General features: G+C 69.8%; 20 protein-coding genes. 10 read left to right on the plus strand and 10 right to left on the minus strand.

The window, feature by feature from the left end; translation table 11 throughout:
* Positions 1 to 52 precede the first annotated feature (52 nt).
* From ACQY9S_RS17610 to rsmA, 3 genes are all read left to right on the plus strand, one after another.
* Positions 53 to 2,443, plus strand: a complete 2,391-nt coding sequence (locus ACQY9S_RS17610; RefSeq protein WP_428421456.1) for an LPS-assembly protein LptD — start codon at positions 53 to 55, stop codon at positions 2,441 to 2,443.
* Between the two features lie 76 nt (positions 2,444 to 2,519).
* On the plus strand, positions 2,520 to 3,764 hold the full coding sequence (locus ACQY9S_RS17615) for a peptidylprolyl isomerase (RefSeq protein ID WP_428421457.1): 1,245 nt from the start codon (positions 2,520 to 2,522) through the stop codon (positions 3,762 to 3,764).
* Between the two features lie 28 nt (positions 3,765 to 3,792).
* Entirely contained in the window at positions 3,793 to 4,563 is a 771-nt protein-coding gene (gene rsmA / locus ACQY9S_RS17620) for a 16S rRNA (adenine(1518)-N(6)/adenine(1519)-N(6))-dimethyltransferase RsmA (RefSeq protein ID WP_428421459.1), read from the plus strand.
* Between the two features lie 262 nt (positions 4,564 to 4,825).
* Here rsmA and ACQY9S_RS17625 read toward each other — a convergent pair whose 3' ends face one another.
* The 3 genes from ACQY9S_RS17625 to ACQY9S_RS17635 form a co-directional block, all read right to left on the minus strand.
* Positions 4,826 to 5,221 (minus strand): barstar family protein, encoded by a 396-nt coding sequence (locus ACQY9S_RS17625; RefSeq protein WP_428425798.1) that lies wholly within the window; start codon positions 5,219 to 5,221, stop codon positions 4,826 to 4,828.
* Between the two features lie 40 nt (positions 5,222 to 5,261).
* Positions 5,262 to 5,603 (minus strand): ribonuclease domain-containing protein, encoded by a 342-nt coding sequence (locus tag ACQY9S_RS17630; protein ID WP_428425800.1) that lies wholly within the window; start codon positions 5,601 to 5,603, stop codon positions 5,262 to 5,264.
* Between the two features lie 312 nt (positions 5,604 to 5,915).
* Entirely contained in the window at positions 5,916 to 8,210 is a 2,295-nt protein-coding gene (locus tag ACQY9S_RS17635) for an NADP-dependent malic enzyme (RefSeq protein ID WP_428421460.1), read from the minus strand.
* A 132-nt stretch (positions 8,211 to 8,342) separates the two neighbouring features.
* On the opposite strand from ACQY9S_RS17635, the gene ACQY9S_RS17640 reads away from it, so the two are divergent.
* The 6 genes from ACQY9S_RS17640 (at position 8,343) to ACQY9S_RS17665 (ending at position 14,303) form a co-directional block, all read left to right on the plus strand.
* Positions 8,343 to 10,475, plus strand: a complete 2,133-nt coding sequence (locus ACQY9S_RS17640) for a PAS domain-containing sensor histidine kinase (protein WP_428421462.1) — start codon at positions 8,343 to 8,345, stop codon at positions 10,473 to 10,475.
* Between the two features lie 94 nt (positions 10,476 to 10,569).
* Entirely contained in the window at positions 10,570 to 11,247 is a 678-nt protein-coding gene (locus ACQY9S_RS17645; protein ID WP_428421463.1) for a response regulator transcription factor, read from the plus strand.
* Positions 11,248 to 11,321: 74 nt separating this feature from the next.
* Complete coding sequence (gene thiL, locus ACQY9S_RS17650) at positions 11,322 to 12,293, plus strand: thiamine-phosphate kinase (protein ID WP_428421465.1); 972 nt, start codon at positions 11,322 to 11,324, stop codon at positions 12,291 to 12,293.
* Positions 12,290 to 12,841, plus strand: coding sequence for a phosphatidylglycerophosphatase A family protein (locus ACQY9S_RS17655; protein ID WP_428421467.1), 552 nt, complete (start codon positions 12,290 to 12,292; stop codon positions 12,839 to 12,841). The genes thiL and ACQY9S_RS17655 overlap by 4 nt, the downstream gene beginning before the upstream one ends.
* Before the next feature lie 29 nt (positions 12,842 to 12,870).
* Positions 12,871 to 13,377 carry a CinA family protein gene (locus ACQY9S_RS17660; RefSeq protein WP_428421469.1) on the plus strand — a complete coding sequence of 169 codons (507 nt, stop codon included), beginning with the start codon at positions 12,871 to 12,873 and terminating at the stop codon, positions 13,375 to 13,377.
* Entirely contained in the window at positions 13,374 to 14,303 is a 930-nt protein-coding gene (locus ACQY9S_RS17665) for a 2-hydroxyacid dehydrogenase (RefSeq protein WP_428421471.1), read from the plus strand. Before ACQY9S_RS17660 ends, ACQY9S_RS17665 begins: the two co-directional genes overlap by 4 nt.
* A gap of 104 nt (positions 14,304 to 14,407) precedes the next feature.
* On the opposite strand, the gene holA is transcribed toward ACQY9S_RS17665, so the two are convergent.
* The 7 genes from holA to ACQY9S_RS17700 form a co-directional block, all read right to left on the minus strand.
* Positions 14,408 to 15,499 (minus strand): DNA polymerase III subunit delta, encoded by a 1,092-nt coding sequence (gene holA / locus ACQY9S_RS17670; protein ID WP_428421472.1) that lies wholly within the window; start codon positions 15,497 to 15,499, stop codon positions 14,408 to 14,410.
* 18 nt (positions 15,500 to 15,517) lie between these two features.
* Positions 15,518 to 16,018: an LPS assembly lipoprotein LptE gene (gene lptE / locus ACQY9S_RS17675; RefSeq protein WP_428421474.1), complete on the minus strand. Its 501-nt coding sequence runs from the start codon at positions 16,016 to 16,018 to the stop codon at positions 15,518 to 15,520.
* Between the two features lie 11 nt (positions 16,019 to 16,029).
* Positions 16,030 to 18,723: a leucine--tRNA ligase gene (gene leuS, locus ACQY9S_RS17680; RefSeq protein ID WP_428421476.1), complete on the minus strand. Its 2,694-nt coding sequence runs from the start codon at positions 18,721 to 18,723 to the stop codon at positions 16,030 to 16,032.
* A gap of 116 nt (positions 18,724 to 18,839) precedes the next feature.
* Positions 18,840 to 19,277 (minus strand): ExbD/TolR family protein, encoded by a 438-nt coding sequence (locus tag ACQY9S_RS17685; RefSeq protein WP_428421478.1) that lies wholly within the window; start codon positions 19,275 to 19,277, stop codon positions 18,840 to 18,842.
* Between the two features lie 3 nt (positions 19,278 to 19,280).
* Complete coding sequence (locus ACQY9S_RS17690) at positions 19,281 to 19,955, minus strand: MotA/TolQ/ExbB proton channel family protein (protein WP_428421480.1); 675 nt, start codon at positions 19,953 to 19,955, stop codon at positions 19,281 to 19,283.
* Between the two features lie 73 nt (positions 19,956 to 20,028).
* A complete protein-coding gene (gene dapB, locus ACQY9S_RS17695) occupies positions 20,029 to 20,799 on the minus strand; it encodes a 4-hydroxy-tetrahydrodipicolinate reductase (protein WP_428425802.1) in 771 nt (256 codons plus the stop codon).
* Positions 20,800 to 20,852: 53 nt separating this feature from the next.
* Positions 20,853 to 21,398, minus strand: coding sequence for an outer membrane protein assembly factor BamE (locus tag ACQY9S_RS17700; protein ID WP_428421481.1), 546 nt, complete (start codon positions 21,396 to 21,398; stop codon positions 20,853 to 20,855).
* A gap of 119 nt (positions 21,399 to 21,517) precedes the next feature.
* On the opposite strand from ACQY9S_RS17700, the gene fur reads away from it, so the two are divergent.
* Positions 21,518 to 21,949, plus strand: a complete 432-nt coding sequence (gene fur, locus ACQY9S_RS17705) for a ferric iron uptake transcriptional regulator (protein ID WP_428421482.1) — start codon at positions 21,518 to 21,520, stop codon at positions 21,947 to 21,949.
* Positions 21,950 to 21,968 lie beyond the last annotated feature (19 nt).

Below are 21,968 nucleotides of genomic sequence, written 5' to 3' on the forward strand. Positions count from 1 at the left end.
GTCGACTGCCGACCGCGCCGCATCCGCTCCGTCCCTGCCGCGTTCGTGGCCCTTGAAGCCGGTCGCGGCGGCGGTGTTCGCGGTGACGACGGGGACTGCCGTACTGACGGGAGTCGCCAGGGCACAGAGCGGCATCGAAGGCCCGGGCTTGCGGCCGACCGCCGAGACCGGTGCCCGCTTCGGTCCGGTCATCAAGGCCGACAGCGGCGAAGGGCCACTGGTGATCGAGGCCGATCGTCTGTCGGGACGGCCGGACCTCGAGACCGTGGCCGAAGGCGCGGTGGAATTCCGCCGTGGGTCGCTGACGCTGAAGGCCGATCGGGTCGAGTATCAGCAGCAGACCGATCTGGCGCGCGCCAGCGGCAACGTGGAGATCTCCCGCAACGGCGACGTCTATCGTGGCCCCGAGCTGCAGCTGAAGGTCGGCCGCTTCGAAGGCTACTTCCTGTCACCGAGTTACCACTTCGGACGCACCAACGCCGGCGGCCAAGCGGACCGTTTCGACTTTCTCGATGAAAACCGCGGCGTCGCCTACGGTGCCACCTACACGAGCTGTCCTGCGCCCGATCCGGCCTGGCTGCTCAGCACCGACCGCTTGCTGCTCGACACCGCAGCTGAAGAGGGCACGGCCGAAGGGGCGGTGCTGCACTTCTACGGCGTGCCGATCCTCGCCGCTCCGACGCTGAGCTTCCCGCTGACCGACAAGCGCAAGTCCGGCTGGTTGCCGCCCATCATCAAGCTCGACAACAAAAGCGGCTTCGAGGTCGGCGCGCCCTACTACTGGGACATTGCACCGAACCGTGATGCCACCCTGACACCGGCCCTGCTGACGCGCCGCGGCGCGGCGCTCGGCACCGAGTTCCGCTACCTCGAGCCGGGTTACCTCGGCACCGTACAGGCCTACATGCTGCCCGACGACCAGGTGGCGAACCGTTCGCGCTGGTCGCTGAACGTCGGTCACGAAGCGCGCTGGGAGGGGGCGGCGGTCGGCGAGGTCGACTACGGCCTCGCGCTGCAGCGTGCTTCCGACAATGACTTCTGGAAGGACTTCGCGGGCACCTTGCCCAGTCCGACGCCGCGGCTGTTGCCCACCGACGCCTATGCGCGCCGCCGCTTCGACTACGGCTGGGGAGATACCGTCGCCTATGCCCGGGTGCAGACCTGGCAGGTGCTGCAGGACATCGACCCGGCCAGTCGCATCGTTTCGCCCTACCAGCGCGAGCCGCAGATTGGTGTGCGCCAGCGCGGCGCGGCCGCGGGCCTCGAGTGGCAATGGGAAACCGAGGCCAACCGCTTCTCGAACGACGACGCCAGCCTGCAGACCGGTTCGCGTCTGCATGCGCTCGGCTCGCTCGCGCGCCCCTGGTCGCCGATCGGCGCGCCGGGCTGGACGCTGACGCCACGCGTGTCGTTCAACGCCGCCAGCTACGACCTCGACCAGCCGCTGGCCGATGGGCGCCGGCATGCCTCGCGCATCATTCCCACGGTCTCGCTCGACAGCGCCTGGATCTTCGAGCGCGACAGCAGCGCCTTCGGTCGCGACCTGACCCAGACGCTGGAGCCGCGGCTGCTCTACGTCAACACGCCCTTTCGCGACCAGACCGGCCTGCCGAATTTCGACAGCGCCGCGAACGACTTCAATTTCACGTCGATCTACTCCGACAACGTGTTCTCCGGCGTCGACCGCGTGTCCGACGCGAACCAGATGACCGCTGGCGTGACCACGCGCTTCCTCGATCGGACGACCGGAGCCGAGGCCTTGCGGCTGGGCATCGCTCAGCGCATGCTGCTGCGCACACAGCGCATCACGGCCGACGGCGAGCCGATCACGCAGCGCTGGTCCGATCTGCTGCTGCTCGGCTCCAGCAACCTGGTGCCGCACTGGTGGCTCGATGGCACGCTGCAGTACAACGCCGACATCAGCCGCGCGGTGCGCTCGATTTCGAGCGTGCGCTACTCGCCCAGCCCGCTGCGCACCGTCAGCCTCACTTACCGCTATACGCGCAATGCCAGCGAGCAGGTCGAGCTGGGCTGGCAATGGCCGCTCAATGCACCGGCACGCGAACACGCTGCCGCCGTGCAGGCGCGTGACGCCCAGGCGCTCGACGGTCTCGGTGCAGGTTCGCGGCCGGCCCCGGTGGCCGGCTGCCCGGGCGCCTGGTACACGGTGGGCCGCGTCAACTACAGCCGGCGCGATTCGCGCATCACCGATTCGATCGTCGGCTTCGAGTACGACTCGGGCTGCTGGATCGGGCGCATCGTTGCCGAGCGCCTGTCCACCGGACTCAGCCAGGCGACGACCCGCCTGTTGTTCCAGCTCGAGCTGATCGGCCTGTCGCGGCTCGGTTCGAACCCGCTGAAGGTGCTGAGGGAGAATGTGCCCGGTTACCGTTTGCTGCGCGACGACAGTCCGGTGGTCGCGCCAGCCCTCTCGACTCCCTGAGCTGTCACCGATGTTGCCGAAGCCTTCTTCCCCGTGCGTCAGAGGGGCGCTGCTCGCCCTGCTTTGCAGTCTCCTGGTGAGTGCTGCGGCGCAATCGATACCCGCCCGGTCGGCCGACTACATCGTCGCGATCGTGGACCGCGAGCTGGTCACCAACAGCGAGGTCCAGCTGCGCCTGGCCGCCTTGCGGCGCGAAGCGGCGCAAGGCGGCACGCGATTGCCCCCCGACGACGAGCTGCGCCGCCAGCTGCTCGACACCTTGATCGACGAGCGCGCGCAACTCAGTGCCGCGCGCGAGAGCGGCGTGCGCATCGACGAGCCCGAGCTCGACCGGACCGTGGCGAACGTGGCCGCGCAAAATCGCATCACGCTCGCGCAGCTGCGAGAGCGGCTGCAGCGCGACGGCATCGATTTCGCGCGTTTTCGCAGCAACCTGCGTGACCAGCTGCTCCTCGAGCGTGTGCGCGAGCGCGAGGTCCAGAACCGCATCAAGATCAGCGACAGCGAGGTCGAGACACTGATGGCGAGCCGCGCCAGCGGCGTCGCGCCGCCCGAGTTCAACGTCGCGCAGGTGCTGATCGGCGTGCCCGAGGGCGCCAGCGAAGCCGAGGTCGCGCAGCGCCGCGCGATCGCGGACAAGGCGCTCGAGCGCGCCCGCGGCGGCGAAGATTTCACGCGCCTCGTCACTGAACTGTCGACCGGCTCGAAAGAGCAGGGCGGAGCACTCGGCCTGCGCTCGCTCGACCGGCTGCCCGACCTGTTCTCCGATGCGGTGCGGGATTTGCGCGCCGGCGCCGTCGTGCCACAGGTGCTTCAGTCGGGGGCTGGCTTTCACGTGCTCAAGGTGCTCGACCGTCGTGACGGCGGCATGATGGTCACCCAGACGCGCGCGCGCCACATCCTGCTGCGGACTTCTGCGCAGTTGAGCCAGCAAAAGGCCGTGGCCCGCCTGGCCGAGTTCAAGCAGCAGGTCGACGGCGGCAAAGCCAGCTTCGCGCAGCTGGCGCGCGAGAACTCCGAGGACGGCAGTGCGGCGCAGGGCGGCGAGCTGGGGTGGGCCTCGCCCGGGCAGTTCGTCCCCGAGTTCGAAGCGGTGATGAAGACGCTGGAGATCAACCAGATTTCGGAGCCCTTGGTCTCGCGCTTCGGCGTGCACCTGATCCAGGTTCTGGAGCGTCGCAGCGTGCCGGTCGATCGCAAACAGCAGCGTGAGATCGCGCGCAACGTGCTGCGCGAGCAGAAGTTCGAGAGCGCCTACCAGGAGTGGGCGCGCGACGTGCGCGCGCGTGCCTATGTGGAGATGAGGGAGCCGCCGCAGTGAGCGCCAGAACGGCTTCGTCGCGGCAGCCGTGAAGCACATCGCGCGCAAGCGCTTCGGCCAGCACTTCCTGGCCGATGCGGCCGTGATCGATGCAATCATTGCGCTGATCGAACCCCGGGTGGGGCAGGCGCTGGTCGAGATCGGCCCCGGCCTCGGCGCCATGACCGACCCCTTGGTGGCGCGCTGCGAGCGCCTGACCGTCATCGAGCTGGACCGCGATCTGGCCGCGCGGCTGCGCAAGCGGCCCCAGTTGCAGGTGATCGAGTCCGACGTGCTGCAGGTGGATTTCCCCGCGCTGGCTGAGAGTGCGGGTGCGAAGCTGCGGATCGTCGGCAACCTGCCCTACAACATCTCGACGCCCATCCTCTTCCACCTGCTGCCGGTCGCGGCGCTGGTGGAGGATCAGCACTTCATGCTGCAAAAGGAAGTCGTCGAGCGCATGGCGGCCGCCCCGTGCAGCAAGGACTACGGGCGACTCACCGTGATGCTGCAGTGGCGCTACGACATCGAGTCGGTGCTCGACGTGCCGCCCGGGGCCTTCGAGCCGCCGCCGCGCGTGGAGTCGGCCGTGGTCCGTATGCTGCCGTTCCCCGCGCCACCGGCGGTCGATGCGACGCTGCTCGGTGAAATCGTCGCCACGGCCTTCTCGCAGCGCCGCAAGCTCTTGCGTCACACGCTGGGGCGCTGGCTGGAGGCGCGCAGTTTCGACGGGCGGTTCGACACCCAGCGCCGTGCCGAGGAGGTGCCGGTGGTGGACTATGTCGGACTGGCCGCGGCGCTGAGTGCCGGGCCCCAATGAAAATGGGCCCCGCAGGGCCCATGATCTCCGACGGCGACCGCGCAGCGGTGCAAACTCGCCCGAGAGCCGCCGTTGCCTTGCTTCGCAACGGCCGCCGTGACCGGGCGCTTCGACTAGGCCGCTACCAGCCACCCCGCCGTGTCGAAGGCGCTGCTCATGAAGGGCAGCTGCACGCTGATGACGCCGGCCGGCGTCTTGGCCGGCTTCGCGTCGTTCTGGGCTTCCATCGCCCGCTCTCCCTGCCCGATGTCCGGGGAGCGGGCTACTGAAAAGAATAGAAGCACCTGAAGGGTATCTTGCGTTCCCCCCAGAAGTCGGCCGCGTCTCGGAAGACGTCGAGCAACTGCTCGCGGGCTTCGCGATCGAACTTGGCGTTGTCGGGCAACTGCTCCAGCACCACCACGAATCCCGGCTGGTTGCCCGACTTGTGTACCAGGTCGGTCATGCAGTCGAACAGCGCATCGAGGTTCTTGCCGAAATGGGTGGGAAACAGGAAGGCGTCGGCGATGCCCTCGAGCACTTCCTGCTTCGATTGGGCCAGCGCCAGGTTCGCGTACAGGAAATGCTGGCCGAGGTCTTGCGCGGCGAGTTGCAGATCCTCCACGCGGAACGCGCGGATGGCCTGCACGATGTTGGGACGGACGGTCTGCAACGGCATCATGGTCAGAATCCCCCTCGTTCCTTGTTGGTGGTAGGGCTCACTGCGCGATGAGGCGGAAGCTCGCGTAGTGATCGTCGGTGTAGTAGCAGGCGTCCGGCGCAGTGGGCTTTTGCCCACCGCAAACGATCCTGCGGGCCCCCCGATCGCGGGACCCTGGTGTTCGCACGGTGTACTCGCGGTAGTAGCCGCGCGGGTAGCGCGGCAGCAGGCGCTCCCGATTGCCAAACACGATGCCGTCTTTCGAGTACGGGAAAGGACCGCCTTGGTGGATCGTCCGCTGAGCAGTCTGTGCCTCGGCCGGCAGCGAGGACAAGGCCACGACAGCCGAAGGCGCCCCGTCCTTTGCCAGTGTCACGGAGCCGACGGACACTGCACCGATGGTCGCCACCGCCAGCGCAGCAGCGGCGACGAGACGCCAAGCAGACCCCCGGTGTGACCGACCGGTGAAAACCACGGGTTATCCCTGAAATTCGAAGCGCCAATGGTACCGAAATGGGGCCGATACCTCAAGAGTCTGCCTCAAATTTCAGCAGACTCCAGGGGGAATTGATGCAATGTAAGTATGCGCAAACTACCAAATTTTCATTTGCAGATCAACATCCATGCGACCTTCATCGCCTGAACCCGACGCGGTAGCCCCAAGCGACGCCTTCCCGGCGCCTGCCGTGCTTGCCGCGCCGATCGACCGGGCTCAGCGAACCGCGTTGATGTCCGCCACCGTCAGCGCTGTCAGGTTGACGATGCGTCGCACCGTCGCAGAGGGCGTCAGGATGTGCACCGGCTTGGCGGCGCCGAGCAACACGGGGCCGATCGCGATGCCGCCGCCCGCAGCAGTTTTCAACAGGTTGTACGCGATGTTGGCGGCATCGATGTTCGGCAGCACCAGCAGGTTCGCTTCTCCGTGCAGCGTGCTGTCGGGGATCTGGGCACTGCGCTGGGAGGGGTCGAGCGCGGTGTCGCCGTGCATCTCGCCATCGACTTCCAGCCACGGTGCTTGCTGCCGCACCAACGCCAGGGCCTCGCGCATCTTCAGTGCGGAAGGCTGGTTGCTGGAGCCGAAATTGGAGTGGCTCAACAGCGCGGCCTTGGGCACCAGCCCGAAGCGCTTCATCTCTTCGGCGGCCATGACGGTGATTTCGGCCAACTGCGCCGCTGTCGGGTCGTAGTTGACGTGGGTGTCGACCAGCATCACCTGCCTGCCCGGCAGGATCAGACCGTTCATGCAGGCGTAGGTCTTCGCGCCCGGTCGCAGGCCGATCAGCTCGTCGATGTGCTTCAGGTGAATCGCCGTCGTGCCCCAGGTGCCGCACAGCATGCCGTCGACCTCGCCCTTGTGCAGCAGCATCGCGCCGATCAGCGTCAGCCGGCGGCGCATCTCGATCTTCGCGAACTGCTGCGTCACGCCCCGGCGCGCCATGATGCGGTGGTAGGTCTGCCAGTAGTCGCGGTAGCGCTCGTCGTTCTCGGTGTTGACCACGTCGTAGTCGCTGCCGGCCTGCAGGCGCAGCCCGAAACGTTCGCAGCGCTGGGCAATGACCTGGGGCCGGCCGACCAGTGTCGGCCTCGCCAGGCCCTCGTCGATGATCACCTGCACTGCACGCAGCACGCGCTCTTCCTCGCCCTCGCAGAACACCACGCGCTTGGATTTGGCGCGCTTGGCGACGTTGAAGATCGGCTTCATCACCGTGCCCGAGGCATAGACGAAGGCCTGCAGCTTCTCGCGGTAGGCGTCGACGTCCTTCACCGGGCGCGTGGCCACGCCGGACGCCGCCGCGGCCAGCGCAACGGCCGGCGCGATCCTCATCATCAGGCGCGGGTCGAAGGGCTTGGGAATCAGGTACTCCGGCCCGAAGCTCAGCGTCGCGCCGGCATAGGCCGCGGCCACCACCTCGCTCTGCTCGGCCTGGGCCAGGTCGGCGATCGCGCGGACGGCGGCGATTTCCATCTCGTCGGTGATCGTCGTCGCGCCCGAGTCCAGCGCCCCTCGGAAGATGTAGGGGAAGCACAGGACGTTGTTGACCTGGTTCGGATAGTCGGTGCGGCCGGTGGCCATGATCGCGTCGTCGCGCACCGCCTTGACGTCCGCGGGCGCGATCTCGGGATTGGGATTTGCGAGCGCGAAGATCAGCGGTCGCGCGGCCATCTTCGCGACCATGTCCTTCTTCAGCACGCCGCCGGCCGACAGGCCCAGGAAGATGTCGGCACCCGCGATCGCTTCCGACAGCGAGCGCTGGCTGGTGGGCTGGGCGAACTCCGCCTTGTCGGGGTCCATCAATTCGGTGCGGCCGCTGTAGACGACACCGGCCAGATCGGTGACCCAGATGTTCGCGCGCGGCAGGCCGAGCTTGAGCAGCAGGTTCAGGCAGGCCAGTGCGGCCGCGCCGGCGCCGGAGGTGACCAGCTTGACCTGCTTGATGTCCTTGCCGACGACCTTGAGGCCGTTGATCAGCGCCGCGCCGACGACGATCGCGGTGCCGTGCTGGTCGTCGTGGAAAACCGGAATCTTCATGCGCTCGCGCAGCTTGCGCTCGACGTAGAAGCAGTCCGGGGCCTTGATGTCCTCGAGGTTGATGCCGCCGAAGGTCGGCTCCAGCGCAGCGATGCAATCCACCAGCTTGTCGAGGTTTCTCTCGTTGAGCTCGAGGTCGAACACGTCGATGCCGGCGAATTTCTTGAACAGGACGGCCTTGCCTTCCATCACCGGCTTGGACGCCAGCGGGCCGATGTCGCCCAGGCCCAGCACCGCGGTGCCGTTGGTGACCACCGCCACCAGGTTGCCGCGCGAGGTGTAGCGGTAAGCGTTGGCCGGGTCGGCGACGATCTCCTCGCAGGCCGCCGCCACCCCGGGCGAATAGGCCAGCGCGAGGTCATGCTGGTTCACCAACTGCTTGGTCGCGGCGATCGCCACCTTGCCGGGCGTCGGGAACTCGTGGTACTCGAGTGCGGCCTGGCGCAGTTCAGCGCTCTTTTCTTCGTTGGTCAGCATGGTCTGGCTTTCCGTGTTGGGGCGCGCACCGCGGGGAGGTGCAACAGGCCGGGTCGTCGATTGTAAGAAGACCCGGTTGCGGCCAGAGCGGCTTGCGTAGCAGCAGTGTTGCAAATCCCGACCGCCACGGCCATGCGAGAAACTGCTTACCTGCTCGTCTCGAGAGCTCTCGATACTGCGGCCATGGTCGATGCCGATGCCCCCGTGCCCGCGCTGCCTGCTTCACGCTGGCGGCGCGTGCTGCCGTGGGCGCTGCTGGTGCTGCTGCTGGGTGTGGCCCAGACCCTGCTGCTCGCGTTGACGGTGCAGTACGAGCACAACCGCGAACAGGAACGCGTCGAACTGGCGGCGATTGCCGCGGCGGCCAACGTGCGCCAGCTGCTGATGCGCGATGTCCAGAGCCTGCAGGCGCTGCTGTGGAACGATCCGCAGCCGGCCCAGTGGCGCGCCGATGCCGCCGACCTGCTGCGGGCGCGCCGCGAGATGCTGCGCATCGAGTGGCGCAGCGGCGCCAACGTGATCGAGACCGCGGCCGACTCGCCCTACGGCGGCCCGCTGTTCGTCAGCCTGTCGCGCAGCGCCCTCGACCTCGACACGCAGGCTGCCTGCGCGGACGCCCAGCGCGTGGCCGCGCCGGCCTGGTCGCGCAGCTACTTCGTGCCCCAGCCCGGTGGGCTGGGCGTCGAGGTGATCGACGCCTGCCTGCCGATCGGTCCGGACGGCGGGCGGGGCGCGATGGTGGCGACGCTGGCGCTCGGCGCGGTGATCGACGAGGCCATCGCCCCGGAGCTGGCGCGGGGGCACGAGCTGTCCTTCGTCGAGGGTGACGGCACGCGTCTGGCACGCGGCGGGCTGACGCGCGGGGCCGGCGTCTATGTCGCCGAGCGTCTCGTCAACCTGTCCAGCCTCACGCTCGCGCTGCGGCTCGACAGCGCGGCCGGCGCGCCGCGGCTGATCCCCAATGTCGCGACCTCGCTGGTGCTGGGCCTGTCGCTCGCCCTGGCCGCCGTGGTGGCCTTGCTGGTGCGGGATGTGCGCCGTCGTGCCGCGGCCGAGCTGCGCCTCGGCGAGGAGCTCACGCTGCGCCGGGCGATGGAAGACTCGCTGGTCACCGGCCTGCGTGCACGCGACCTGCAAGGCCGCGTCACCTACGTCAACCCGGCCTTCTGCACGATGGTGGGTTTCAGCGCCGAGCAGCTCGTCGGGCAGACCGCGCCGCCGTACTGGCCGCCCGAGATGCGCGCTGCGTATGAAGCGCGCCAGGCCCAGCGCATGGCCCAGGGCGTGCCGCCGCAGGAGTCGCGCGACGGTTTCGAGACCACCTTCATGCGCGCGGGCGGAGAGCGTTTCCCGGTGCTCATCTTCGAGGCGCCGCTGCTGGGCCCTGATGGCCGCCAGAGCGGCTGGATGAGCGCCGTGCTCGACCTCAGTGCGCAGCGCCGCGTGGAGGATCTGTCGCGCCAGCAGCAGGAGCAGCTGCAGGCCACGGCCCGCCTCGCCAGCGTCGGCGAGATGGCGTCGCTGCTGAGCCACGAACTCAACCAGCCGCTGGCGGCGATCGCGAGCTATGCGAGCGGCTCGCTGAACCTGATCGACGATGCTGGCGCACGGCCGGACGCGCCCAGCGTGGCGCTGATCCGCGAAGCCACCCAGCGCATCGCCGAGCAGGCCGAGCGGGCCGGCCGCGTCATCCGCAGCGTGCACGACTTCGTGCGCCGCCGCGAGCAGAGCCGCGAGCAGGTGGCTTGCGACCAGCTCGTCGAGACGCTGCTGCCCCTGCTGCGCCTGCAGGCCCGCAAGAGCGCGGCGCGCATCGAGCTCGAGTTCGGCAGTCCGGCGCCCCGGGTCACCTGCGACCGCACGATGATCGAGCAGGTGTTGCTCAACCTGACCCGCAACGCGATCCAGGCCATGGCGGTCGAACCGCCGGAGCGCCGCGTCGTGAAGATCGGTGCGCGGGCGCACGGCGCGTGGGTGCGCCTGAGCGTGACCGACCACGGTCCCGGCATTGCACCCGAGGTGGCGGCCCGGCTGTTCACGCCCTTCTTCACCACCAAGGCCGAGGGCCTGGGCCTGGGCCTGAGCCTGTGTCGCACCGTGGTCGAACAGCATGGTGGTGCACTCGACTTCACGACGCTGCGCGATGGCCGCGGGACGGTGCTCGGCACCTGTTTCGAGTTCACATTGCCGGCCGCCGGGGCCGCCGGGGCCGCCGGCATGTCGGCAGCCGCGAGCGTCGGTGTCGTCGACGGAGTGTCTGCATGAGCGCGCACGGCCGCCAAGGACCACGAAAGGACCCCTGCCCCTCCGGGGGCGAGTTCGCTCTGCCTGGTCCGGTGCGAAGCGCAAGGGCGGACTCATGAGCACTATCGTGCCGCCGGCCACTGCGCCGCTGGGTTTGCCGGTGGTGCATCTCGTCGACGACGAAGCGGTGGTGCGCAATGCGATTGCCTGGCTGCTGCGCACGCGCCGCCTGCTGGCCGAGCCGCACGACTCGGCCGAAGCCTTCGAGGTCATGCTCACCACACGCGGCGATGCGATCCTCGGCGCGCCGGCCTGCGTGCTGCTCGACATGCGCATGCCCGGCGGCATGAGCGGGCTGCAGCTGTTCGAGCGGCTGATCGAGCGGGGCCTGCTCGAGGTGATGCCGGTCATTTTCCTCACCGGCCACGGTGACGTGGCCACCGCGGTCGCGGCGATCCAGCGCGGCGCCTTCGACTTCGTCGAGAAGCCGTTCTCCGACAACAGCCTGGTCGACCGCATCGAAAGGGCCCTCGCCGCCAGCCGCGCCACGCTCGAGGCCCGACGTGCCGGCGCGCTGCTGCGCTTGCGGCTGGCCGAGCTGACCGAGCGCGAACGCGAGGTGATGGTGCTCGTGATCGACGGTCGCCCGAACAAGTTGATCGCCCACGCGCTGGACATCAGCGTGCGCACCGTCGAAGTGCACCGCGCGCGCGTGTTCGAGAAGATGGGCGTGAAGTCGGCCGTGGAGTTGTCTAACGCGCTGCGCGAGCACGGCGGGCAGCGGCCGCTCTGAGGTGCGTGCCCTGTCTGTCGCGTGATCCGCACGGCGGCGCGCAACCGCCCCAAGCGCGAAGCGACAATGGCGCCATGAGCCTCGGCGAGTTCGATCTGATCGCGCGCTACTTCGCCCGTCCGACCTGCCGCGCGGCGCTTGGGCCGGGCGACGACTGCGCGGTGCTGGCGCTGCGGCCCGGCATGCAGCTCGCGGTGTCCTGCGACATGCTGGTCGAAGGCCGCCACTTCCTGCCCACGGTCGAGCCGCGGCGGCTCGGCCACAAGGCGCTGGCGGTCAACCTCAGCGATCTGGCGGCCTGCGGCGCACGGCCGCTGGCCTGCACACTGGCCATCGCGCTGCCGCGCGTCGACGAGGCCTGGCTGGAAGGCTTCTCGGCCGGGCTGTATGCGCTGGCCGAGGCGCACGGCTGCGAGCTGGTCGGCGGTGACACCACCGCCGGGCCGCTCACCCTTTGCATCACGGTGTTCGGCGAGCTGCCGGTCGGTGCGGCCCTGCTGCGCAGCACGGCCCGGGCCGGCGACGAGATCTGGGTCAGCCATGCCATCGGCGGCGGCCTCGGCGATGCGCGGCTCGCGCTCGAGGCTTTCCGCGGCCAGGTGTCGCTGCCCGGCGCGGTGTTCGAGCGGGTGCGCCTTGCGATGGAACAGCCGCAGCCGCGCGTCGCACTGGGCCTGGCGCTGCGCGGCCTGGCCAGCGCGGCGATCGACGTCTCGGACGGCCTGCTCGGCGACCTGTCCCACCTGCTGCGCCGCAGCGCCGTCGGCGCCACCGTCGATGTCGGCCGCGTTCCGCGCAGCGCCGATCTCGCGGCGCAGTCGCTGGCGCTGCAGCGCCTGTGCACGCTGGCCGGCGGTGACGACTACGAGCTGGTGTTCACCGCCCCCGAGGCAGCGAGCGCCCACGTGCTCGAGGCGGCGCGTGGCGCCGGCGTGGCGGTGAGCCGCATCGGCCGCATCGAGGCCGGGCCGGGCCTGCGGCTCGTCGACGGCGACGGTCGTGCAGTCGAGCCGGTGTGGTCGTCCTTCGATCACTTCCGCGCATGACCGCCGTCCTGGACGAGCCGGCCACCGCGCCACCGCGTCGTGCGAGCGTGGGCTTCCTGCTTGCGCATCCGGCGCATGCCATCGCGCTCGGCTTCGGCGCCGGCCTCAGTCCCGTCGCGCCGGGCACCGTCGGCACGCTGTGGGCCTGGCTCAGTTTCCTGGTGCTCGACCGCTGGCTCGATGACGCGCAATGGGCGGTGCTGCTGCTGGCCGGCACCGCGGTCGGCTGGTGGGCCTGCACCGTGACCGCGCGCCACCTGCACACCGCCGATCCGGGCGCGATCGTCTGGGACGAGGTGCTCGCCTTCTGGGCCGTGCTGTGGCTGGTGCTGCCGAGCGGCTTTCTCGGTCAGCTGGCGGCCTTTGCGCTGTTCCGCTTTTTCGACGCGGCCAAGCCCGGCCCGGTGGCCTGGGCCGACGCGCGCTTCAAGCGGCGCCGGGCCGGCTCCGACATCGGCTGGGCGCAGGGCTTCGGCATCCTGTTCGACGACGGCGTGGCGGCCCTGTGCACGCTGCTGGTGATCGCGCTGTGGCGCTTCGTGGCCTAGGGCCTGTTCACGCCACCGGAGCGCTGCCGATGAACGGGGACCTGCTGGCGCTCGCCGACCTGGAGCCGCTGGTGCAGCGGCTGGCTGAGGCCCTGCGTGCGCGGCACTGGCGCCTGGTCACGGCCGAAAGTTGCACCGGCGGGCTGGTCGCCGCCGCTTGCACCACGGTGGCCGGTTCCAGCGACTGGTTCGAGCGCGGCTTCGTCACCTACAGCAACGAGGCCAAGGCCGAGTCACTCGGTGTGCCGCCCGCGCTGATCGCGCAGCACGGCGCGGTGAGCTGCGAAGTCGCGCTGGCGATGGCCGAGGGCGCACTGCGGCATGCACACGCGCAGCTGGCGCTCGGCGTGACCGGCATCGCCGGTCCCGGCGGCGCGGTGCCCGGCAAGCCGGTCGGCACGGTCTGGCTGGGCTTCGCGGCCTCTGGGCAACCGCCGCGTGCGGAGCTGCTGCAGCTCGACGGCGATCGCGCCGCGATCCGCGTGCAGGCGGTGCGGCATGCGCTGCAGCGGCTGGCCGAGGTCGCCGGCGCGTGAGCGTCCTGCTCGCCTGTGACGTCGGCGCCGACGAAGCGGCGCAGTGGCGCGCCGCGCTCGGTGCCGCGTTGCCCGGCGAGCGCCTCGTCGGCACGCGGGAAGGTGCCGACGACATCGATGTCGCGATCGTTGCCAACCCGCCGCCGGGCGCCTTGACCGGCCTGCCGCGGCTGCGGCTGATCCAGTCGCTGTGGGCCGGGGTCGACCGGCTGCTGGCCGACCCGACGGTGCCCGCCCAGGTGCCGATCGTGCGCATGGTCGATCCTCTGATGAACGCGGCGATGGCCGAGACCGCGCTGTGGGCGGTGCTGGCGCTGCACCGCGGCTTCTTCCGCTATGCCCGGTGGCAGCGCGAGGCGCGCTGGGCACCGCACGGCCAGCGCCGCGCCCAAGAAGTCACCGTGGCGGTGCTCGGTCTGGGTCAGATGGGGCGCGCCGTGGCGCTGCGGCTGGCCGCGCAGGGCTACCGCGTGCTGGGCTGGAGCACCCGCCCGGCGGCGGCAGGTGGCATCGAGACGCAAGCCGGCGACACGGCGCTCGATGCGCTGCTGGCGCGCGCCGACGTGGTGCTGAACCTGCTGCCGCTGACCGCGGCGACGCGGGGGCTGTTCGACGCCGCACGCTTCGGGCGGATGAAGCAGGGCGCCGGCTTCGTGAACCTCGCGCGCGGCGCGCACGTGGTCGAGGCGGACCTGCTGGCGGCCCTCGACGGCGGGCTGCTGCACCACGCGGTGCTCGACGTGTTCCAGACCGAACCGCTGCCCGCCGACCACCGCTTCTGGTCGCACCCCCGCGTCACCGTGCTGCCGCACGCGGCAGCACAGACCGATCCGCGCAGCGCCGCCGGGATCGTGGCCGACAACCTGCGCGCGCTGCGCGAGGGGCGGCCGCTCGCGCATCTGGTCGACCGCGCGCGCGGCTATTGAGCGGCGGCGCGGGTGCTGCGCCGGGTCGCCACCCCCGCACACGATCAACGGCAACGAGCCCGAACGACGCCGCGCGATTCGACGCCGCTGAACGCGACTGGCAATCAGGCCTGCAGCACGAGCCGCTGCGGTGCGCTGCCGCGCGGCAGGTTGGCGTTCTGCATCGATGCCGCCAGCTGCAGCGCCAGCCGCTGCAGGCCGGCCCAGGGATCCTGGGGCCACAGGGGGTGCTTCAGGCCCTTCACCAGGCCGTCGCAGACGTGGGCGGACACCATCAGCTGCTCGATCGCGGCGTCGCCGAGCCGCGGCAGCGCGCGCTCGAACAGCCGCTCCTTCAGGCCCCAGATGCGGTTTTCGCGCAGCGCCATCGGCAGCGGCTTGCCTGCGGCCATGGCGTCCTTGCAGCGCCGCAGCGCGCGGATGTCCTCGGCCAGCGTCCAGTGCACCAGCACGGCCGCCTCGCCCTCGGCACGCAGGCCGTCGAGCATGCGCAGCACGCGCGGCACCTGGCCGGCCAGCACCGCCTCGCCCAGCTTGAAGACGCTGTAGCGTGCCACGTTCAGCACGGCGGCCTCGACCTGCTCGAAGCTCAATTCACCAGCCGGGTACAGCAGGCCGAGCTTGGTGAACTCCTGCTGGGCGGCGAGCAGATTGCCCTCCACGCGGTCGGCGAAGAAGGCCAGCGTGCGCTGCCCCTCCTCGCCGGCGGCGACGCGTTGCTGCTGCGCAGCCAGCCGCTGGGCGATCCACTGCGGCAGCGCGCTGCGCTCCACGGGGTCGAGCCGCAGCGTGATGCCGGCGGCTTCGAGAGCACCGAACCACGCGCTGCCCGACTGCTGGCGGTCCAGCCGCGGCAGCGTGACCAGCGTGACCACGCCCTCGGGCAGGTGCTCGCAGTAGTACTGCAGCGCCTGCGAGCCGTCCTTGCCGGGCTTGCCCGAAGGGATGCGGATCTCGACGATCTTCGCCTCGGCGAACAGGCTCATCGAGCTGGCGGCACCGAGCAGCGAGCTCCAGTCGAAGTGCGCACCGGCCACGTGGTGGACTTCGCGCTCGGTGTGGCCCGCGGCGCGCGCCGCGGCACGGATCGCGTCGGCCGACTCCAGGGCCAGCAGCGGCTCGTCGCCGTGCAGCGTGTACAGCGGGCGCAGGCCCTTCTTCAGATGCGCGTCGAGCTGGTCGGGCTTGAGCTGCATGCGGGGTGAGGCGGTCGTTCAGGGAGCCGGCACGGCGGCGAGCTGGCGCATCACCTGGTCGACGATGTCGCTTTGCATGCCGCGGTAGAGCATGGCCTCTTCCTGTTCCTTGGCGAGTGCGTTGGTCTCGTTGTACGTCATGTCGCGGCTCAGCAGCAACTCGGTGTCGCGGATCAGCAGCCGGCCCTGCGGCGTGCGCAGCCGGAACCGCAGCCGCGTGCGCAGCGTGAACTCGCGCACCTGGCCGGCAGCCGTCTGCGCGGCAATCGACTTGTCGCGCACGTCCTCCAGCGCTTCGAGCACCACCTGGGCCTGGGCGGGCGACTCGACCACGCGGGTCGTGCCGCTGGCCTCGATGCTGCGGCGCAATTGTTCGGTGAACGGCGAGCGCTGCGGGAAGCCGACCAGCTGCACCGTCGAGAAGCTCAGCTTCGGCGGGCGGCGCAGCTGGAAGCCGCAGCCGGCCAGCGCCAGCACGGGCAGGGCGAGGACAAGGCTCAGCGTGTTGCGGCGATTCACGGGCGGCGTCCTCACACCACCACGTTGACGAGGCGACCCGGCACCACGACCACCTTCTTCGGCGTGCGGCCCTCGGCGAACTTCGCGAGCTCGGGGCTGGCCAGCGCCGCGGCCTCGATCGCGGCCCTGTCGGCCGACGCGGGCACCGTCAGCGCGCCGCGCAGCTTGCCGTTGACCTGCAGCACGTACTCGATCTCGTCCTGTACCAGCGCAGCCTCGTCAACGGGCGGCCAGGTCGCGTCGAGCAGATCACCATATCTCGCGGCGTAGCCGTGCTTGGTCCACAGCGCGTGGGCGATGTGAGGTGCCGCAGGATAGAGAACGCGCAGGAGAATGCCGAAGGCTTCGGATAGGGCGCTTTCTTTGGAGCCGCCGATCGACGTGCTGGTCGCAGAGAAACGCTCAATGGCGTTCAGCAATTTCATGCAACCCGATACGACCGTGTTGTACTGCAACCGCTCGTAGTCGTGCGCAGCTTGCTGCAGCGTCTTGTAGACCTCAAAGCGAAAACTCCTCACGTCAGAGGGAGCTTCAGACCAGGGAGGTGCTACATAGAGTTCTTTCAGCGCTGCGCTCAAAGTGCCGCTGTGCGTCTCAGCGTAGAGCCACAGTCGCCGGAGGTAGCGGAAGCTGCCCTCGGCGCCGCTGTCGGACCACGCCGCGCTCTGGTCCGGCGGGCCGGCGAACATCGTGAACAGGCGCGCGGTGTCGGCGCCGAACTTCGCGATGATGTCGCGCGGCTCGACCACGTTGTTCTTCGACTTCGACATCTTCTCGATGCCGCCCAGCTGCACCGGCTGGCCGTCCTCGCGCGCGGTGGCGCCGACCGGGTGGCCCTTGTCGTCGAACCGCACGTCCACTTCGCTCGGGTAGAACCAGCGCTTCTTGCCCGAGGCCTCCTCGCGGTAGTAGGACTCGTTGAGCAGCATGCCCTGGGTGAAGAGCTTCGTGAACGGCTCGTCGAACTTGACCAGCCCGCAGTCGCGCATCGCCTTGGTCCAGAAGCGCGCGTACAGCAGGTGCAGCACCGCGTGCTCGATGCCGCCGATGTACTGGTCCATCGGCATCCAGTAGTCGTTGCGGGCGTCGACCATCGCGTCGTCGCTGTCGGGGCAGCAGTAGCGCATGTAGTACCACGACGAATCGACGAAGGTGTCCATCGTGTCCGTCTCGCGCTTGGCCGGCGCGCCGCACTTCGGGCAGGCCACGTTCAGGAAGGCGGTGCTCTTGTTCAGCGGGTTGCCCGAGCCGTCCGGGATCAGGTCCTCGGGCAGCAGCACCGGCAGGTCCCGCTCGGGCACCGGCACGTCGCCACAGTGGGCGCAGTGGATGATCGGGATCGGCGTGCCCCAGTAGCGCTGACGGCTGATGCCCCAGTCGCGCAGGCGCCAGGTGGTCTTCTTGTCGCCCAGGCCCTGGGCCGCCAGCGCCGCGGCCACCGCGTCGACCGCGACCGGGTAGCTCAGGCCGCTCAGGTTGCCGGAGTTGATCGTCACGCCGCGCTGCTTGTCGGCGTACCAGTCCTGCCAGTGGTCGTAGCTGTAGTGCTCGCCGTCGACGTGCACCACCTGCAGGATGTCGATGCCGTATTTCTTGGCGAATGCGAAGTCGCGCTCGTCGTGCGCCGGCACGCCCATCACGGCGCCGTCGCCGTAGCCCATCAGCACGTAGTTGCCGACCCACACCGCGACCGGCGCGCCGCTCAGCGGGTGCTTCACGAACAGGCCGGTCGGCCGGCCTTCCTTGTCCTTGGTGGCGAGTTCGGCCTCGGTCGTGCCGCCGGCTTGGCAGGTCTCGATAAACGCCGCCAGCTCCGGGTCCGAGGCGGCGGCATGCGTCGCGAGCGGATGCTCGGGCGCCACCGCGCAGAAGGTCACGCCCATGATGGTATCGGCACGGGTCGTGAAGACGTGCATCAGGCCGTCGCCGATCAGCGTGCCGTCGGCGCCGCGGATCTCGTGCGGGAAGGCGAAGCGCACACCGGCGCTCTTGCCGATCCAGTGCTCCTGCATCAACCGCACGCGCTCGGGCCAGCCGTGCAGGAAGCCGGGGGTGGCCGGGTCGGCGACATTGGCGAGCAGTTCGTCGGCGTACTGCGTGATCGCGAGGTAGTAGCCCGGGATCTCGCGGCGTTCGACCGGCGCGCCGCTGCGCCAGCCCCGGCCGTCGATCACCTGCTCGTTGGCGAGCACGGTCTGGTCGATCGGATCCCAGTTCACGACCTGGGTCTTCTTGTAGGCGATGCCCTTCTCGAGCAGCTTCAGGAAGAACCATTGGTTCCACTTGTAGTAGCCCGGATCGCAGGTGGCGACCTCGCGCGACCAGTCGAACGCCAGCCCGAGCGGCTGCATCTGCGACTTCATGTCGGCGATGTTGTCGCGCGTCCACTGCGCCGGCGCCACCTTCTTGTCGATCGCCGCGTTCTCCGCCGGCAGGCCGAAGGCGTCCCAGCCCATCGGCATCAGGACGTTGTAGCCCTTCATGCGCAGGTAGCGCGCCATCATGTCGTTGATGGTGTAGTTGCGCACGTGGCCCATGTGCAGCTTGCCGCTGGGGTAGGGCAGCATCGAGCAGGCGTAGAACTTCGGGCGGCTCGCGTCCTCGACGACGCGGTGCGCGTCGCGCGCGGTCCAGTGCGCATGCGCGGCGGCTTCGATCGCGCCGGGTTCGTAGAGGGGGGCGGGGGCTGGGTTCGGGGCGCTCATGCAGGGCACGGGCGCCAAGGCGGCGCCGTCTCGGAAAAGTCGACGGATTCTAGGGCGCCGCCTGCGGGGCCGCGGGACGCGGTGCTGCGCCGGGAGCCGGGGGCATCAACGCTCGGTCAGCGGCGTGGCCCGGTCGACGTTTCGCCCGGCTGCGCGACGAAGGCGATGCGGTTCAAGCCGGCGTTCTGCAGGCGGCCGATCAGCGCGGCCACCCGGCCGTAGGGCACCGACTGGTCGGCGCGCAGCTGCACCTCCAGGCCCGGCTGATGTTGCGCGGCCTCCTTGATGCGCGTGTCGAAGGCGGCGTCGGCCAGCGGCTCTTCGCCGAGGTAGAGCGCGCCGTCCGGCATGAGGGCGACGCTGACGAAGCCCGGGGTGTCGCTCGGCGTGGCGGCGTCGGTCTTGGGAAGATCGAGGTGCAGGCTGGAGGTCATCAGCGGCGCGCTGATCATGAAGATCACCAGCAGCACCAGCATCACGTCGATCAGCGGCGTCATGTTGATGTCGCTCATCGGCTGCGGCAGTGCGGTGCGCTCGAGGCGACCGAAGGCCATGGCTCAGTCCTCGGCCGCGCCGGCCCGCGCTGCGGGCACGTCGAGCAGCATCTCGCGCAGGTCGTGGGCAAAGCCCTCGAGCTCGGCCTCGCAGGCGCCGACCAGCTTGCCGAACACGTTGTAGGCCAGCACGGCCGGGATCGCGACCGCCAGCCCTGCGGCGGTCATGACCAGCGCCTCGCCGACCGGGCCCGAGATGCGGTCGATGCTCAGGTTGCCGGCCGCGGCGATGCCGAGCAGCGCGTGGTAGATGCCCCAGACGGTGCCGAACAGGCCGATGAAGGGTGCGGTCGCGCCGATCGAGGCCAGCAGCACCTGGCCGAATTGCAGCTGCATCAGCACGCCGTGCAGGGCGTCGCGCAGCCGGCGCGTCAGCTGCGAGGCGCGGGCGCCGGTCGCTTCCAGCGTGCCGCCGCGCGCTGTCTGCAGCCCGGCATCGAGCAACGGCGTCAGCACCGCCTCGCGGTCGAAGGCCTGCAGCTGGGTGCGCGCCACGGCGAGGTCGGGCGCCGCCCAGAACGCCGGCACGGCGCGCGCGAGGTCGCGGCGAACGCGGCGCAGCAGCCAGGATTTCCAGAAGATCAGCACCCAGGCGCTGACCGACATCAGCAGCAGCAGGGTGGCGACGAGGCGGGTGATCGCGTCGCCCTCGGCCCAGAAGTGTGCGAGGCCGCTCACTGCGTCCCCGGGCCGGCCTGCGGCACCCGCGCTGCCGCAGCAGGCGAGCCCGTCGTGCACCGCGCGCCGCGGCTCACTTCGCCCCGAGGCCCAGCACGGCCTCCATGCCATACAGCCCGCGTTGCTGTCCGGCGAGGAAGCGTGCCGCGCGCAGGCTGCCCTGGGCGTAGGTGGCGCGGCTGCTCGACTTGTGGGTGATCTCGATGCGCTCGCCGGTGCCGGCGAACAGCACGGTGTGGTCGCCGACGATGTCGCCGCCGCGCACCGTGGCGAAACCGATGGTCGACGGGTCGCGCTCGCCGGTGACGCCTTCACGGCCATAGACCGCACAGGCCTTCAGGTCACGCCCGAGCGCTTCGGCCACCACTTCGCCCATCTTCAATGCGGTGCCGCTGGGCGCGTCGACCTTGTGACGGTGGTGGGCCTCGATGATCTCGATGTCGTAGCCCTCGCTCAGCGCCCTGGCCGCGGTGGCGAGCAGCTGCAGCACGACATTGACGCCCACGCTCATGTTCGGCGCCATCACGATCGCGATGTCCTGCGCGGCGGTGGCGATCGCCGCCTTGCCGGCCTCGTCGAACCCGGTGGTGCCGATCACCAGCTGCACGCCGAGTTCGCGGCAGGCCTGCAGGTGGGCCAGCGTGCCCTCGGGGCGCGTGAAGTCGATCAGCACCTGGGCGTTCGCAAGCCCGGCACGCAGGTCGTCGGTGATCGCCACGCCGCTGCGCTGGCCGAGGAAGCCGGCGGCATCTTGCCCCAGCTGCGGGCTGCCGGCGCGGTCGAGCGCGCCCGCCAGCGCACAGTCGCCAGAGGCCAGCACCGCTTCGATCAGCATGTGGCCCATGCGGCCCGATGCACCGGCGATCGCGATGCGGCGCCGTTCGGCAACGGCCGCGCTCACTGCACGGGCTCCAGCGGCGGGTAGTCGCGGGCCGGGCCCTGCGGCGCACTGGCACTTTCCGCGACGCTGCCCTTGGCCGGGACCGGCAGCGCCTTGAGCTGTTCGTCGTTCAGCGCCAGCGTCGGCAGCTTGGCGCCCTTCGTGCTCTTGGTGTCGATCGACGCGACGAACTCGCGTTCGCTCGGCAACTCGTCGGCCTCGAAGGACTTCATGGTGTCGCCGTCGAACAGCACCGTGACGCGGCGCTGTTGGTAAGCCGTGCCCTGGCGCCGGATCGTGAACACGTAGTCCCAGCGGTCGGCGTGGAAGATGTCGGCCAGCAGCGGCGAGCCGAGCACGTCGCGCACCTGCGCGCGCGTCATGCCGGGCTTGACGGCGGCGGCCATTTCCTGCGTCACCACGTTGCCCTGAACAACCTCGACGCGATAAGGGGTGATCAGCCCGAACAGACTGTCCGTCGACGACCGCATCGCGGTGCAGCCACCGAGCACAAGGGGCGCCACCAGCAGGCAGACGGCGCGGAAGGAGGACGGAGAGTGCATCGGATCGGGGCTTCGACACGGGCCGCAGCAAGCACGGCGGGCGCCCGCGGCGACGAAGGCCGCAGGCTCGATATCATCGGTGAATTCTAGTGGAACGCACCTGCCCCGAGGACATGACGATGACGCACGCCGAAGACCTCAAGAGCAGCGGCCTCAAAGCCACCTTGCCACGCCTCAAGATCCTCGAGGTGTTCCAGACCTCCACGGTGCGCCACCTCACGGCCGAAGACGTCTACAAGCACCTGCTGACCGACGGCTCGGACATCGGCCTGGCCACGGTCTACCGGGTGCTGATGCAGTTCGAGCAGGCCGGCATCCTGTCGCGCAACCACTTCGAGTCGGGCAAGTCGGTGTTCGAGCTCAACGAGGGCAAACACCACGACCACCTCGTGTGCGTGGTCTGCGGGCGCGTCGAGGAGTTCTATGACGCCGAGATCGAGAGGCGTCAGGTGCAGATCGCCAGGGAGCGTGGCTACGAGCTCCAGGATCACGCGCTCGCGCTCTACGTCATCTGCGGCCGCGAGGGTTGCAAGGGGACCAATCCGCGCTGAGCCGGCGCCGGCACGGCGT

Origin of the sequence: Methylibium sp., assembly GCF_965279545.1 — a bacterium.
GTDB lineage: Bacteria > Pseudomonadota > Gammaproteobacteria > Burkholderiales > Burkholderiaceae_C > Methylibium.